20 protein-coding genes and 1 pseudogene are annotated in these 14,458 nt (G+C 27.3%); 4 read left to right on the top strand and 17 right to left on the bottom strand.

Annotation, left to right across the window (positions count from 1 at the left end; genetic code table 11):
* Positions 1–77 precede the first annotated feature (77 nt).
* Positions 78–836 (bottom strand): EFR1 family ferrodoxin, encoded by a 759-nt coding sequence (locus CSPA_RS10670; RefSeq protein ID WP_017810691.1) that lies wholly within the window; start codon positions 834–836, stop codon positions 78–80.
* A gap of 115 nt (positions 837–951) precedes the next feature.
* On the opposite strand from CSPA_RS10670, the gene CSPA_RS10665 reads away from it, so the two are divergent.
* On the top strand, positions 952–1,494 hold the full coding sequence (locus CSPA_RS10665) for a TetR/AcrR family transcriptional regulator (protein WP_015392271.1): 543 nt from the start codon (positions 952–954) through the stop codon (positions 1,492–1,494).
* A 246-nt stretch (positions 1,495–1,740) separates the two neighbouring features.
* Here the strand turns inward: CSPA_RS10665 and CSPA_RS30085 are convergent, their stop codons facing one another.
* The 14 genes from CSPA_RS30085 to CSPA_RS29530 all read right to left on the bottom strand — a co-directional run bounded on the left by CSPA_RS30085 (position 1,741) and on the right by CSPA_RS29530 (position 8,811).
* Positions 1,741–1,914 carry a hypothetical protein gene (locus CSPA_RS30085; RefSeq protein ID WP_015392270.1) on the bottom strand — a complete coding sequence of 58 codons (174 nt, stop codon included), beginning with the start codon at positions 1,912–1,914 and terminating at the stop codon, positions 1,741–1,743.
* A gap of 101 nt (positions 1,915–2,015) precedes the next feature.
* On the bottom strand, positions 2,016–2,144 hold the full coding sequence (locus CSPA_RS30745) for a hypothetical protein (protein ID WP_015392269.1): 129 nt from the start codon (positions 2,142–2,144) through the stop codon (positions 2,016–2,018).
* Between the two features lie 292 nt (positions 2,145–2,436).
* On the bottom strand, positions 2,437–3,495 hold the full coding sequence (locus tag CSPA_RS10660) for a DUF429 domain-containing protein (protein WP_015392268.1): 1,059 nt from the start codon (positions 3,493–3,495) through the stop codon (positions 2,437–2,439).
* 115 nt (positions 3,496–3,610) lie between these two features.
* The gene (locus tag CSPA_RS10655; RefSeq protein ID WP_015392267.1) at positions 3,611–3,835 is read right to left on the bottom strand and encodes a DUF1653 domain-containing protein; all 225 of its coding nucleotides are present in this window, start codon (positions 3,833–3,835) and stop codon (positions 3,611–3,613) included.
* A 174-nt stretch (positions 3,836–4,009) separates the two neighbouring features.
* Positions 4,010–4,369, bottom strand: a complete 360-nt coding sequence (locus CSPA_RS10650) for a hypothetical protein (protein ID WP_015392266.1) — start codon at positions 4,367–4,369, stop codon at positions 4,010–4,012.
* 50 nt (positions 4,370–4,419) lie between these two features.
* Positions 4,420–4,863, bottom strand: coding sequence for a hypothetical protein (locus CSPA_RS10645; RefSeq protein ID WP_015392265.1), 444 nt, complete (start codon positions 4,861–4,863; stop codon positions 4,420–4,422).
* Between the two features lie 150 nt (positions 4,864–5,013).
* Complete coding sequence (locus CSPA_RS10640; protein ID WP_241393449.1) at positions 5,014–5,448, bottom strand: hypothetical protein; 435 nt, start codon at positions 5,446–5,448, stop codon at positions 5,014–5,016.
* A gap of 16 nt (positions 5,449–5,464) precedes the next feature.
* Positions 5,465–5,866 carry a CDI toxin immunity protein gene (locus CSPA_RS10635; RefSeq protein ID WP_423200909.1) on the bottom strand — a complete coding sequence of 134 codons (402 nt, stop codon included), beginning with the start codon at positions 5,864–5,866 and terminating at the stop codon, positions 5,465–5,467.
* Positions 5,867–6,064: 198 nt separating this feature from the next.
* Positions 6,065–6,700 (bottom strand): hypothetical protein, encoded by a 636-nt coding sequence (locus CSPA_RS10630; protein WP_017810692.1) that lies wholly within the window; start codon positions 6,698–6,700, stop codon positions 6,065–6,067.
* A gap of 66 nt (positions 6,701–6,766) precedes the next feature.
* Positions 6,767–7,396, bottom strand: coding sequence for a hypothetical protein (locus tag CSPA_RS10625; RefSeq protein WP_015392261.1), 630 nt, complete (start codon positions 7,394–7,396; stop codon positions 6,767–6,769).
* Between the two features lie 46 nt (positions 7,397–7,442).
* On the bottom strand, positions 7,443–7,832 hold the full coding sequence (locus tag CSPA_RS10620) for a hypothetical protein (protein ID WP_015392260.1): 390 nt from the start codon (positions 7,830–7,832) through the stop codon (positions 7,443–7,445).
* A gap of 2 nt (positions 7,833–7,834) precedes the next feature.
* Complete coding sequence (locus CSPA_RS10615) at positions 7,835–8,275, bottom strand: SMI1/KNR4 family protein (RefSeq protein ID WP_015392259.1); 441 nt, start codon at positions 8,273–8,275, stop codon at positions 7,835–7,837.
* A gap of 231 nt (positions 8,276–8,506) precedes the next feature.
* Positions 8,507–8,659 carry a hypothetical protein gene (locus CSPA_RS30080; RefSeq protein WP_015392258.1) on the bottom strand — a complete coding sequence of 51 codons (153 nt, stop codon included), beginning with the start codon at positions 8,657–8,659 and terminating at the stop codon, positions 8,507–8,509.
* On the bottom strand, positions 8,614–8,811 hold the full coding sequence (locus CSPA_RS29530; protein WP_015392257.1) for a hypothetical protein: 198 nt from the start codon (positions 8,809–8,811) through the stop codon (positions 8,614–8,616). Before CSPA_RS29530 ends, CSPA_RS30080 begins: the two co-directional genes overlap by 46 nt.
* Positions 8,812–9,198: 387 nt before the next feature.
* Between CSPA_RS29530 and CSPA_RS10610 the strand changes: the two genes are divergently transcribed.
* From CSPA_RS10610 to CSPA_RS10605, 3 genes are all read left to right on the top strand, one after another.
* Entirely contained in the window at positions 9,199–10,530 is a 1,332-nt protein-coding gene (locus CSPA_RS10610) for a helix-turn-helix domain-containing protein (RefSeq protein WP_015392256.1), read from the top strand.
* Between the two features lie 65 nt (positions 10,531–10,595).
* Positions 10,596–10,757, top strand: a complete 162-nt coding sequence (locus CSPA_RS30075) for a hypothetical protein (RefSeq protein ID WP_015392255.1) — start codon at positions 10,596–10,598, stop codon at positions 10,755–10,757.
* A 1,001-nt stretch (positions 10,758–11,758) separates the two neighbouring features.
* The gene (locus tag CSPA_RS10605) at positions 11,759–11,926 is read left to right on the top strand and encodes a Spo0E family sporulation regulatory protein-aspartic acid phosphatase (protein ID WP_017810693.1); all 168 of its coding nucleotides are present in this window, start codon (positions 11,759–11,761) and stop codon (positions 11,924–11,926) included.
* Between the two features lie 832 nt (positions 11,927–12,758).
* On the opposite strand, the pseudogene CSPA_RS29135 reads toward CSPA_RS10605, so the two are convergent.
* Together CSPA_RS29135 and CSPA_RS10590 are read right to left on the bottom strand one after the other, a co-directional pair.
* Positions 12,759–13,247, bottom strand: a pseudogene (locus CSPA_RS29135) (tyrosine-type recombinase/integrase); the annotation flags it as partial.
* 195 nt (positions 13,248–13,442) lie between these two features.
* A complete protein-coding gene (locus tag CSPA_RS10590; RefSeq protein ID WP_015392251.1) occupies positions 13,443–14,444 on the bottom strand; it encodes a GGGtGRT protein in 1,002 nt (333 codons plus the stop codon).
* Between the last annotated feature and the right edge of the window lie 14 nt (positions 14,445–14,458).

Below are 14,458 nucleotides of genomic sequence, written 5' to 3'. Positions count from 1 at the left end.
TGCATAGTATTTCATACATTTCTAACACAATTTTATTTTTCGTGACACGACTTTTTTTGCTGTGACATAGTATAAAGCTAGCTATTTGAATCTATTATTTCTTTCAATGCAATATTTTTATTAATGAATCTAGTTTTACTTCTTTCACCTTTTAGCCTAATAGCATTCTGTGGACAATGATTAATACATGCTAAACAATGCTCACAATTTCCTTTATAAACAGGTTCAGTATCTACATTAATATTATTTACTGGGCAAACTTTCTCACAAATTTTGCAGCTATTACAGGCATCTTCTACATAGAAATTCTTATCATATTCAGGATTCCCCTTAGTACTAGAATGAAACTTTTTTATTATTGCTTCAATAAATCTTATAACTGTAGCGTGTCTTTTGATATATACTTTTTCATTTTGGATATCTTTGATTATTTGGGCAAGACTTTCTTCTATATTTTTCTTTGGCTCTTTTTTCATCTCTTTATCCATATCAAACACTGGAAGGTAATTGTCAACCATAAGTATTTCGTTAATGTATGAAAACTGGATTTGATTTCTTTTTCCAATTTCTAAAAGCTCAGGTATGACTGCTCCTGAAAAAGATCCAAATGACACTACCGCAAAAATATACTCACTTTTTAGTTTAACTTTATCTAAAAACTCCTCAACAATTCTAGGAACCCCTCCATAATAACTCGGAAATACAATACCAATCTTTTCATCTTCAAACTCAAATTGTCCTTGTTTCATTAATTTAGGAATAGAATAACTTTCCCCTCCAATTTTCTTAGCCACATACAAATTATTACCTGTTGCTGTAAAATATAATACTTTCATAACATCCTCCTTTAGACGTTTCACTTGTAACTCCTTGATGAGTATAGTATAATTTGAATACAGAAATAGTTCAATAGTATATACGTAAGATGTTACAAAAGAAAGGATAATGTTCATGGCAAATAAATACAATGATACTCAAAATAAGATAACAAAAGAAAGTATTTTTACAGCTCTTATGATCTTAATGGAGAAAAAAAACTTTAAAAACATTTCTATCACTGAGGTAACGCAGAAAGCTGGCGTATCTAGGATGGCTTTTTATAGAAATTACAATATATTAGAAGATATTATTAGTGTTTATCTTGATGAAATTTTCGAAGAATACTCTAATCTTATTTCAAATTATACTGAGGCCGATAGCTATGAATTTACATACTCGTTTTTCTCTCACTTCAGAAAACATCAAAAATTAATTACTAATTTAATTAATTCTGATTTAAATACTTTAATACTAGAAAAATCTGTTAAATTCCTCCATTCACTTTGTAATTCTATTGCATGTAAAAATCATTGTTCTATTGAATCTAAGAAATATAACAATGCATTCATAGCAGGAGGTTTTTATAATGTCTTAATGGAATGGAGTAAGAGTGGTATGAAAGAGAGTGATGAAGCTATGGCAAAAATGGTATACGAACGACTTATTATGAATTAATTCTGCTACAATTCATTGACCATGTAGTTCTATAGCTTAAATTATTTATTAATTTCTTCTAAAAATCACCTAACTTAATAACTTATAGCAATTTTTTATTACAGCTTGAGGTTTAATGCTGAAATTTCCAATAAAATCCAGTGTTCTTTTTCTGCTCGGAAAATAAGATAAATAAAAAATACTCATATATATCAATCAAAAATTAATATAGTATAAGTATTTAGTAAAATACATTATTAGTATTATTCACTTTTTCTTTTCTAGTTCCTCTAAAATAGCATCTATCTTTTCATTCATTTGCTTGTTTCTATTTATAAAACTTTTTAATCCTTTTACCCCTTTATAAATTCCTATTATTATTAAAATTATTAATCCAAAATTAATCCAATTCATAAGTAACGTCATAAACTTAATTTCCATTCCCATTCTCCTAACTACATAAATTTAATTCCACATAAACAACCATTAAATTTGAATATCTTCATTAATTTTTACGATTCTCCTTATCATATCTCATAATTTTAAAATAGTTTTTTGAACAATTTCACACTTGCTTCAATGATTAATCCCACAAGCTGCATCATTCTACCAAAAAGCATACCAATTATGATCATTATCAAAACACCAATTACACCTAATACAAGTCCCATTTCAACACCTCAATAACCTTAATTGTATTTAATAAATCATTTAGCTTAATTTAATTATTTTGCCATAAACTTGTCACAAACTCCCCCTATAATAAAAACATAAACTTGATAAGACTTTTTTTCATAAATATTTACCCTTTAAATAACTAATCAGTATTCAGGATAACTTGCTACCCCTTAGCGAGTTGTCCTTTTCATTTAATTCAGCAAAAAAATTTCCATGTATGTGCATAATCTCTATTAAGCTTAGAATAACATAATCTTTCATACCACTTTTCCATTACTATTGAAATCAATTTATTATCTTAATTGAATATGTAATACCATCACCATGGCTTCCCCAGAATTCTTTTAAAATGCTTTTATATTTATCAGTAACTTTTACCCCTTGAGTTTTTCCCCTCATGTTAGTTAATTCTACCTCAGCTGATTTGCCCTCATTATTTGTTATAATAGCAAATACACTAAAGTTCCCTTCTTCAATATTTATCACTTCTTTTATTTTAGGAGAATTATTTATTGGTGTAAAATACTTTAACCATAATACACTATCATTATGAAGAAATTCATATTCATAACTACAATCATCTTGATATTCCTTAACAATAGATTTTTCTTTATATTTACTTCTTTTATATGATTCCTTAATATCTCTAATTGGTAAAGCAATTTGTCCTTCAGTAGCATCGCCAACAAAACTACCTTTTCCATTACTAATTGCATATCCAGTATATGCTGCAACAATTGCATCTAAATAATCATCCTTATCTTTTCTTTTTACAGCCTTCATAATAAAGTCTAAATTATTAAGTCCTAACTGCTGTAATAATAACCATCTTTGATTTAATCCTTCATCAGTATTTTTATTTTGCAATAGTTGTCCTGCCAAAGTTGAAAATGATGCATGAGGAAATACTTCTACTATCCCCTTCTCCATACTATCCACATAATTGTTCTGATCTAAGAGCTTGTATCCTTTATCTAATAAGTTGTTATATAACCAAAATCCCTGCTCCATCCATGATAAATCATTTCTGCTTCTTACTTTTTCTATATTGTCTGGTGTTGGGAATGGATTTATTCCTCTTCTCGAAAGTTCATATTCAGATACTTTTTTATTATAGTGGCCATTTATCTTTCTACCTATATTTTTTCTATACTCCTCATCATTCATAAGACCTTTGTTCAAACTTGATGGAGCATCAATAGCAATTACAATAGGCAAATATTCATGAATCATATTTATCACTTCTTCAAAAGAAACATTACTAACATCTATAATATTTAAGTTTTCATCTATGACAGCAGCAACTACTGAATGTAAATGAACATCTATACCAATAAAATTCAAATTAAACGCTCCTTTTTTACCTTAACTTAAATTAACCTACTATTGCCATTTGGGTAGCAACTTTTTTCAACAACATGATTTCTACATCACAGTAAATTTCTTAAACTAATTCTGTTTAATTATCAATCACTTCAAATCTGTTTACAATCTTACCATCAACTTCTTTTGTCTCTAAAAACATACTCAATGGTCGAACCCATATTCCTTTTTCTCCATACAAAGCTTGATAAACCACCATATCTTCAAGGGTTTCAGAATGTTTTGCCACATAAAGCACCAAATATTCATTTCCTTTAAAATGTCTATATTTCTTTCCTATTTTTATTTCTCTACTGTTCATTTATCAAGTCCTCCTAAATATAATAATATGTGTAATTGTACTATATTTAGTTAATTTCTTCAAAAAAACATTTATTCTAAGTAATTGAAACTTCTTCTTTAAAGGTATTTAACGAAAATTTTTTTATCATATTTGAGGTGGGATAGACACACCAAAGAAAGCCAATTTCATATGCTAAACTGTATATATTGTTATATGACCCCATTGATTCATTGATTCATTGATCCAAATCAAATTATCGTTTCTATCAAACATATGAATATACGAATCCTTAAATTCCGTAACAATAACTGTGCCATCACCACACATTATAGAACTTGGTACAACTGCATCATTCTCAAAATACTTTAATATGTTCTTATACCCTTTACCATATTTGCATTCAGAATAAGTATCCTTATCTATCTTAACAATACTATTATCAAAAGAATATCTAAAATAGCCTATTTCTTCACCTTTACTATTCATATCATAATACAAAAAACTGTTACCTTGAGGAACTATTGACCACCCATATTTTGAAATTAATTTCATTTTGAATTCCTCCAAAAACTTTTCATTTTTAATACTCAATATCATCCTTATCAATCCCAATAATTAAAAATAACTCCTGCTACATTATCAGGCTTATAATATTTTAATTGCTTCAATTCATAATCATTTAAACATTCTTTTTCTTCATTTGTTATTGAAGATTCTAATTCTGAAACAGTTAATATATGATAAAATTTTATGAATTCATTACTTAGCATTTCAATATCTAAATATTCATTATTAAATGGACTGATTTTTAATGCAAAGGCAATAATCGGATAATACGCATTAAGTAAAATAAATATTGTATCATTATTAATTTTAACTTTAGCAGAATAAAAGTTCTTCCCTTCTAGTTTAAAGTCAAAACTTTCTATATTAAACTTAAGGCTAATAGCGATTTCATAACAAATTCTTTTAAATTCATCGCAACTCATCATTGGTAGTAATGCTTTGTCATCTGAAAACCCAGTAATTCCATTATTCAATAACATAAAATTCACCTCTCCTTTAATACTTCATTTTAACTAAACATAATTTCAATAATGTAAATAGTTAATTCTCAAAATTTAATTTTCTGCAAAAACTATAGATTTGTAATTCTTATGCATTTCAATAAAATTTCTAACTAAGTAAAATTGTATTTATACTCCATAGTGAATTATAAATTTATTTTCGGAAATTGCCTTTCTTAATAATATCATTAAATCGATCAATTCTTTTGATGATTTAGAACGCTTATCTTTTAATACAATGTTATAAAAATCCTCCAATGATTCTGGTGGAATAAGAGTAACTCCCCACCTTGCTAATGCAAAGTTTGGTCTAGAATAACTATTAAAGTACGTTTTAATTAATATCAGTTCAGTCCACCAATCATTTAAAATATTATCATCAATTGCAATACAATTATATTTTTGAGGCTCATACTGCACTGAATAATCTTTATCTTTTTCAAATTCATCTATAATCCCAAATTCAGCAATGCATGCCACATTATCACCAACTTTCCTGATTAAAAGAACTGAGTTTATATTTTTGTAAATTTTAATTTTTATATTTTTAAGAATATTTTTCATTAAATAATATTGCATTTTAATTATGAAATCCTATCACTATACTGTCATCATGATAAAATTCTATTACAAATTTATATGAATGACAATATGCCCACTGATCGCTGCCGATAGCATTTATAGCCTCAATATGCTTAATGGCATTTTGTAAATTTGTTTTAATCACTGGCGAATTTCCATACCCCCATAAGGTAACAATATCATAATCTCTTGCTTTATATTTTTTACTCAAAATACCAATAATATCTTGTAAGTTTGCAACTTTAATTTTATTTCTAAAGTTATCCCACTCTATTCTTCCCGATGATGTAAATGAAAATGCTTTTTGAAGAGCATAATACATCTTCTCTGATTCAACTTGTGATAAAATTTCTACATTAGATTGTAATACCTCAACACACTCTTTTAATAATGGTTCAATTTCTAATTTTCTACTCTCTTTGTTTTTTTATAGTAATTCTTACATTCGTTCTTTTCTTTTATTTCTCTCTTCTATTTTAAATCAACTCCATATATTGCTTATAAATAAATATTTTAAAATTTTAGTTTGCAACATCCTACTATTACTTTACTTATTCTTTATCTATAACAAAAATAAAAAGTTATGCAAACATGATAATTATGGCATTCCATTAGTTAATAGCATATATAGCCTTTCTTTATTATAAAATACTGTGCAACTATCGAATCCACAATTATCAAAATAGCACAACCTTTTATTTTGCTCTTCCTTTCCACTATTCTTATCAATCATATATGTTGTATTTAAAAAGTTAGGTTTTACACTATATATATTCCATTCATCTGTTAAGTTTTTTATATTATTGCCTTTGAATATTTTATCTAGAAACATATTTACAATTGGACTTGCGTTATCAGAAGATAATTGCTTTTTATAAACACTTTTATTTGTAGTTATCATATTTAATAAAATCTTTTCTAAACCATCATAAGATATCTTTTCTATTGAAAGTTCAAAATTCGGTTTATAAAATTCTCCTGTATAATTTATTAACTCAACTACTTCACCTTCTATAAAGTCATAATAACTATAACACCCCAAACAGCGAATCTTATCTTGTTCAAGCATTAATTTCTTAAATTGCTTGCTTCTAATGAATTCATTTAAAAATTCCTTTAAATCTTTAGGTTGTTCTATTAGTGAAATAACTAACAAAAAGGTATTTGAATTTAAAACACTATCTATTGTTTTAAGAAAATTATCAACTTCTGTATCTAATTTGTTATAAGTCATATTCTTATCTATGCTTGTCACACCCTAACACAAAACTTTTACACATTAATTATTTTTTCTATTTAATTAACTTTTGTACTCTACAGGATAATTTATTTTTATAAGTTCCTCCATTACCTTTTTTATATTTCTATCTGGATTTATTTTTCTTACCATTTCTTCGGTAATTGGTTGATGGTTAAATACCTTTTTAACATCTTCAAAAGTTAACCTCTCTCCTAATTCCCAATAATCTTTTGCCCAATCTATATAACCTTCCGCTGAAAATATTCTACTAAGCATATAATTAGAACCATCATCACAACCTTCTGAAATTTCTACTTTTCCCTTTTGCCACTCCTTATGATTCTTATCCTGCCAAATACAGAATGTCACATCATCTTTTTCAATTTCTTCATCATCAAGTAAGTCTAATAACACCTTTGGAACATCATCATAAATTCCTTTCCAGACTTCAAATTCTTCTTGAGCATGAGGTGATAACTCAGATTCATGATCAAACCCTTTAATAATGCATCCATCATTTGAAAATACTATATGCATAGTATCTCCAGCACCATTATCAATTACTGCTAAAGAACTTTTTTCATTCCAATTTGGATACCATGCATATACTCTTAACCACTCCTCTTCACTAAAAATAATATCAAGAACAGCCATAGAAATAAGGCTTTTTTTAATTATATCTGCATTCATTATATTTAATCCTCTCTTATTAATTTACATTTTCCTTCTCATAAATCTATAATTTATAATTACTTTCATCAACTGAAATTATCTCTATCTTGTTACAATAAAACTTTATATCACCATCTTGTTCCAAATCATGCACTAAATAATTTAAGGAACTCCATCCATCATCTTTAATATCAACTATGTCAAAACATACTATTTGAACAACTTTGCTTCCTATGTATAAATTCATATTCTCTACTTCATGAAATCTAATTTTAATTGAATATTGCTTTTTATCTATTGTAAAAATAATAAAGACAATGTCTAATAGAAAAACTTCTTCATAATATTCATTAAAATCTTGATAATAATGTATTTCATATATATACTTAATATCTTGCCACGAAAAGACCTTAACTTTTTCTTGAATATAATTGTAATTCAATACTCTTTCCATTTCTATTTATCTCCTTCATCTACAAAGCAATTTTCAAATATCATCCCATTATATAGACGTTTAAATAATCCTTTTAATGTAACAGATTGAATTATGATATCATCATAATCAAGCATAGACGGAATTATTATGTATTTAATTTCACTTTCACGATAATCAAAAGCAAAATACTCTCCACCACCATTACTTCCAAAAAGTATAATTCCTGGTACATATTCTGAAACTTCACAATCATCATTAACTTCAATGATTTCATTTATTTTATACATAATTAAATACTCTTTTCCTACAGAACCTTCTCCGCCATTAAACTTTTCCATAAAATCCACATAATCAGCCGGAAATTTAACCTTTAGTTCTTTTTCAACTTCTAAAATTCTAGTTATATCAATCTTTTCATTTGTATTAAAACTATCTAAATAAATTTTATATTCCTCACTCATCAACGTTTACCTCTCACACAAAGGTTCTTAATTATCCCTATATAATAGCCACTTACTATTTTTCCACTATATGAATATATTAACATTTTAGTTTGCAACATCATACTATTACTTTGCTTTATTCTTTGTAAATAAAAAAGTTGTGAAATAACAACGGTTTTTGGAACATTCTGCTCTTTTTTTCTATATCCATCAAAACTGTTTTGCTTAATGCTTCAATTTCTAAGGTTCTCACATCATTACTTCATCAATACTTATGTTACTAACAAGCCCCTCAAATAAATCGTTTATATTTACTTCGTTATCTTTTACTGATACTTTAATGCTTTCATCATCATCTACTGCTTCAACATATTCATCTGCATTTTCATCGTTAATTCCCATACACGCTCTTCATCTAGTAGACTATCAATAACATTTAAAGTTACAGCTATGCTTTCATCTTCATTACTTTTTATTATTTCTGGGCGATTTCCTGATGGATATTTTAATTTCCTCTCCAACTTAATAAAATTCACTTTAATTTTTTGCCCCATAAACACTTATCCCATATTAATTATTTGTATATTTTTCGAATCACACACTACATTTACCAAATAATTAATATTCTTGTCATTAAACATACATTTTTATGTATAAAAAGAATCAACTTGTGAAATTTGAGATATAAGAATTTAAGCATATTAAATAAAATAACAATTTAATACAAATATTAAGTTGAGATTTATTGAATATTAATCCGAGTTGGTATAATATGTTTATATATAGAAATATATGTTAAATTTTGTGTTGTATATAAATGACAAAATTTAACGTCTAAAAAATAGCATAAAAGTGCATTTCGTTTTTAGTCCATTTTTAGTAATGTAGAGTTATACGATTACTTTCTAATGATAAAAATGGCAGAGTGGGGGGCTATAACAATGTTTGATAATGAAATCATGATGCAAGGTGAAAGATTAAAGAAGATAAGACAAATAATTCTTGGAGCGACTCAAGAGGAAATTTCAGCAGGTGTATGTACAAGAACTATGATATGCCTGATCGAAAATAATAAGCAAAAGTTAAGTTATAATTTAGCATATCGAATTGCCGAAAATTTAAATAGAATTGCAAAGGAGAAAGGAATGGATTTATCATTACTTACACCAAAGGAATTAATGATAGATGAAGATGAACAAGCAAATTATGTTTTCCAAAATAATATTTTAAATGAGTTACATAAAATAGAAATTAATTCAATTGAAATTAATTTTCTTGAAAAAAAAATTATTGAAGCCGAAAAACTAATTGAAAAGTATAACATTACAGATGATAAAAAAATAGATTTTTATAAATTATCTGCTGATTTGTACTACTATAAACATAGTTATTCTAAAAGTGATCAAATGTGTGATCTTGGATTAAAAATAAGCATTAATTCTCAAAATAGTTTTGAAGAAGTGAATTTATATATATATAAATCCAGAAATAATATATTTACCGAGAATTATGCTAGAGCATTACAACAATTAGACTACGCAGAAAAACTAAATAATAGTATAGTGAATGATGATCTTTCTGTAATGATACTTCACTTCAGGGGATTGACATATAAAAAACTAGGTGAATATGATAGTGCTTTAAAGTATTTTGAAATACTAAAACAATTTGAAATTAAGGATTATAAAATGTTATTAAAGGTTAAAATGGTATATGCTAATTGTTTCAATGATTATCATAAATTTGACGAAGCCGAAAAAGAATACAAGGAAACACTAAATATTGCTATGAACTATGATGATAAAGGCTTTATATCCATGACTTACAGGAATCTTTCCGAATTATATTTTAATAAAAAAGACTATAAAACAGCAGCCATGTATATCAAAGAATCTTTGATATACAGTCTAAACAGTGAATATCTCAACGAGATTTTGTATTTGGCTGCAAAAGTGCTTATATATGTAAATGAAGATGTTGAGACGTATCTTTTACAGGCATTAGAACTATGCGAAAAAAATGATAAGGAAAATCTAAGTTTAATTGAACAAGTAATTTATGAGTTAGTGCTTATTTATATAAAAAAAGAAGATAAAGAAAATTTAATGCTGATGGCAGATAAAGCAAAAGAATTAAATATAGATTATTCTTTAATCTATTCAGAGATTGGAGAGTATTATAGAGGTCGAAATGAAGAAAAAAGTAAATATTTTAGCAGAAAGTCAAGAGAAAAAATGAAACAGATAAAAAAAATTTTTCATTATATTTTCTAATATTATGCTATAATGTTAAATGAAGGATTTATAGACTTAACTAAACTTTTTTAGGAGGGAAATTTATGAAAAAAATTATATTGGCAGTAATGGCAACATCAATGTTATTAACAAATGTTGCATTTGCGTCAACTAAAACTACACATACTAAGATTACTAAAAATAGTACAGTGTCTAGCGTGGATCCAAATAATGTATATCACTTAAATACACTAGATCCAAATTAATAACAATAAAAGTTAGATATTTTAATTAAACTTTATTCAAAACTTAAAAGCGTTATTTCTTATATAACAAAATTGTATTAAAGGGCTGTTGCAAACAGCCCTTTATTGTTTTATCTACTTAAAATTTCTATATAAATAATCTTATATTATTAAACATCCTATGTTAGAGCGTTGATATATAAAAAACTAATATTAATATGGTAAAGCGTTAAAGGTGTTGAAAGAGCAAAAGAGTTAAATATAGATTATTCTTTAATTATCCAAAGGTTTGAGCGTATTATAGAGTGACTGATGATGAAAAACTAAATATTAAACAAACAGAATCTTCTATAAAAATTAAATGTATTTTTTATCGCAAATTTTATCATTATATTACAATGATAAATAAAATAATGTCGACTCTTTTTACATTTTAAAGATGTTAATTTTCATAAATAACATAATATTAGAAACAATAGCATTAGTAATATTGCTTTCAAATGTTACACTTATTTCAACAAAAAATAAATTGCACTATTCGGAAAATTTACGTATCCAATGAATACAAAAATAGTATCATTATATTTAGACATAAATGACTCAATACATGAACACTAAAAATGTTGCAAAGATAACAAGGAAAAATGTAAGTGAATTTAATGGAAATCACTTACTTTTTTTTAATTTGTAAACTGCTGGAAATATCTCTATAATTGATTTTGTGATAAGCATTTAAAGTAAATAGCAAGTAGTATTAAGAGGGAAACTTAAAATTTGTTGTTGTTTTTATACAAATATCAATTTCATATAATGTAACATTTTATTATCAAATATGTATATTACAATTTATATAAAATCCAACTAACTGGATTGCAAAAGAAACGACACTTTCTCATATGTATATTTAATTATTAACAAATATGCATATTATAATTTTTCGCTTCTAAATGATATCTATAAATAACAAGTTTATCCATAGATACAAGCAATTTATAGGCATGAAAGGAGGTTGAGTGAGAATAATGGATGATTTAATATCATACAATATAGATATGTATAGAGATATGTTACATATAGAAATAGCAAACAATAAAGAATTAACCAACGACTATGTTTTGAAGTTAAGTCAAAAATTGGATAAAGCAATCATTGCTGCATACAAAGAGCAACTAAATACAAATAATCAATAATATTTTATATAAAGGTGGGGCTTGGATGGTAATTAGAGAATCAATCGAAATACATCGAGAGGATACTTCAATTGAAGATTTTAAAAAAGAGATCGAACTCTTGAAAAGTGCTGGTTACAAAGTATTTGATGAAACCAACGACTATGTCTGTTTCTATCAATCTACAACAGTAGTCAATTCGGATTTACTCAGTAATAGAAGCTGTTAGCAACAACCTGCAAGTAACTATTAATTTGCCTGCGGGTTTTCTAAATAATGAAAAATCAAGGCTTCTATTTTTTTGCATAAGAAAGGACTATCTGTTTTTTGATAGTCCTTTCTATATTAATAATTCTTTTTTTCTTTGTACTTATACCAAATTATATTTGATTTCATTATATTTATACAACCTTGATATGGAACATTAGCTTCTACTATATTCGGTATAATTTCATTAGGTGCATTTGTAAATATAATAAAACCATGATGACGATAATTTTTTCATAATATTACCCTTTTACACAGTATTCAGGATAGTCTGTTACCCATTAGGAGATTGTCCTTTTTATTTTTATAATTATCTACTCATCATTTCATTTACTATATTAAATAGAATAATTTGTATCAAGTTGATTAATTTGACATAATGTTGTCACAATTACTTCTTATAATTATAATTGTTAGGCTTGTTAAATTATTACTGCAACTATAATTTAATATTGTCCAAGCTCAGTACTATTTTCAAATGACTTATTACACCACAATAAGTCATTTTTTTATTTTCTTACCAAAGTCTGATTTACTGAATAATTTTTAAGTAAAATTTGACTCATGAACAATGCCCAGAGTTTAATTATTTTCTAAGTCTTATATGTTTTGCTTCTTTATTTTTCCTCTGAATATCTTCTAGCGGATTAAAAACAACCTCATCTTTCTTTAAATCTTGAGTTAATAAATTCACATAATTTCTCAATATCTCTAGATTACTATGACCCACAATTTTTTGTAGCCTAATCAAATCCATTCCTAGCAGTACGCTTTTCTTACAAAACCAATGTCTAAACTTATGGATACCTGTCCTTTGTACATCTCTAGAACGGTTATATTCTTCTAATGTGTGAGTAAGACTTGCAACTTTCATTTGCTCACCTAAGATAGTCAGAAATAAATATATACATTCACTTGGCAAATATTCTAAATATTCTTTTAGAATGTTACACATACTTGGTGGTATAGATACTGTTTGAGCTTTTCTGTTTTTAGTGTGCCTATAGTAACAATATCCATTTTCTAAATCTAAATCACTTATTTGTATATTTATTAATGTTGACCTTCTTACACCTGTTGAATAAGCTGATACTTTTTATTCTCATATTAATTTTCTTCAACAATATCCACCTCCACACACATATAGATGGGAGTCTCTTTTTGAGTATAAAAAAATACACACATCTATAGACATTAAAATCTATTAGATATGTGTATTTAAAATAGTTTATATTAGCTTACTAATTCGCCCTTAATCTAGTAAAATCAATTACTTTGCAAGTGCTTCTTGAACAGCAACAGCTACAGCAACAGTCATACCAACCATTGGGTTGTTTCCTGCTCCGATTAATCCCATCATTTCAACGTGAGCTGGAACTGATGATGATCCTGCGAATTGTGCATCTGAGTGCATTCTTCCCATAGTATCAGTCATACCGTAAGAAGCTGGACCTGCAGCCATGTTATCTGGGTGAAGAGTTCTTCCTGTACCACCACCTGATGCTACTGAGAAGTATTTCTTACCTTGTTCGATACATTCTTTCTTGTATGTTCCTGCAACTGGATGTTGGAATCTAGTTGGGTTAGTTGAGTTACCAGTGATTGATACGTCAACTCCTTCTTTATGCATGATTGCAACACCTTCTCTAACGTCGTCAGCACCGTAACATCTTACTTTTGCTCTTTCTCCGTTTGAGTATGCTTTTTCTTTAACTACTTTAACTTCTCCAGTATAGTAGTCAAATTGAGTTTGAACATATGTGAAACCATTGATTCTTGAAATGATGAATGCAGCATCTTTTCCAAGACCGTTTAAGATAACTCTTAATGGTTCTTTTCTTACTCTGTTAGCTTTTTCAGCTATTTTAATAGCACCTTCAGCAGCAGCGAAGCTTTCGTGTCCTGCTAAGAATGCGAAACATTTAGTTTCTTCTCTTAAAAGCATAGCTCCTAAGTTTCCGTGTCCTAAACCAACTTTTCTATCGTCTGCAACTGATCCAGGGATACAGAATGCTTGTAATCCTTCTCCGATTGCTTCAGCAGCATCAGCAGCTTTCTTGCAACCTTTCTTTATTGCTATAGCAGCACCTAAAACGTATGCCCATCCAGCATTTTCAAATGCGATTGGTTGAGTTTCCTTAACGATTGTATATGGATCTACTCCAACTTCAGCACAAACTGCTTTAGCATCTTCCATAGTTTTCATTCCGTATTTTTCTAATACTGGAGTGATTTGGTTAATTCTTCTTTCATAACTTTCAAATAATGCCATTTTAAAAATCCTCC

The organism is Clostridium saccharoperbutylacetonicum N1-4(HMT), from assembly GCF_000340885.1.
GTDB classification, from domain to species: Bacteria; Bacillota; Clostridia; order Clostridiales; family Clostridiaceae; genus Clostridium; species Clostridium saccharoperbutylacetonicum.
The sequence above is the reverse complement of the archived record's forward strand: the minus strand, read 5'-3'. Positions and strand labels throughout refer to the sequence as shown.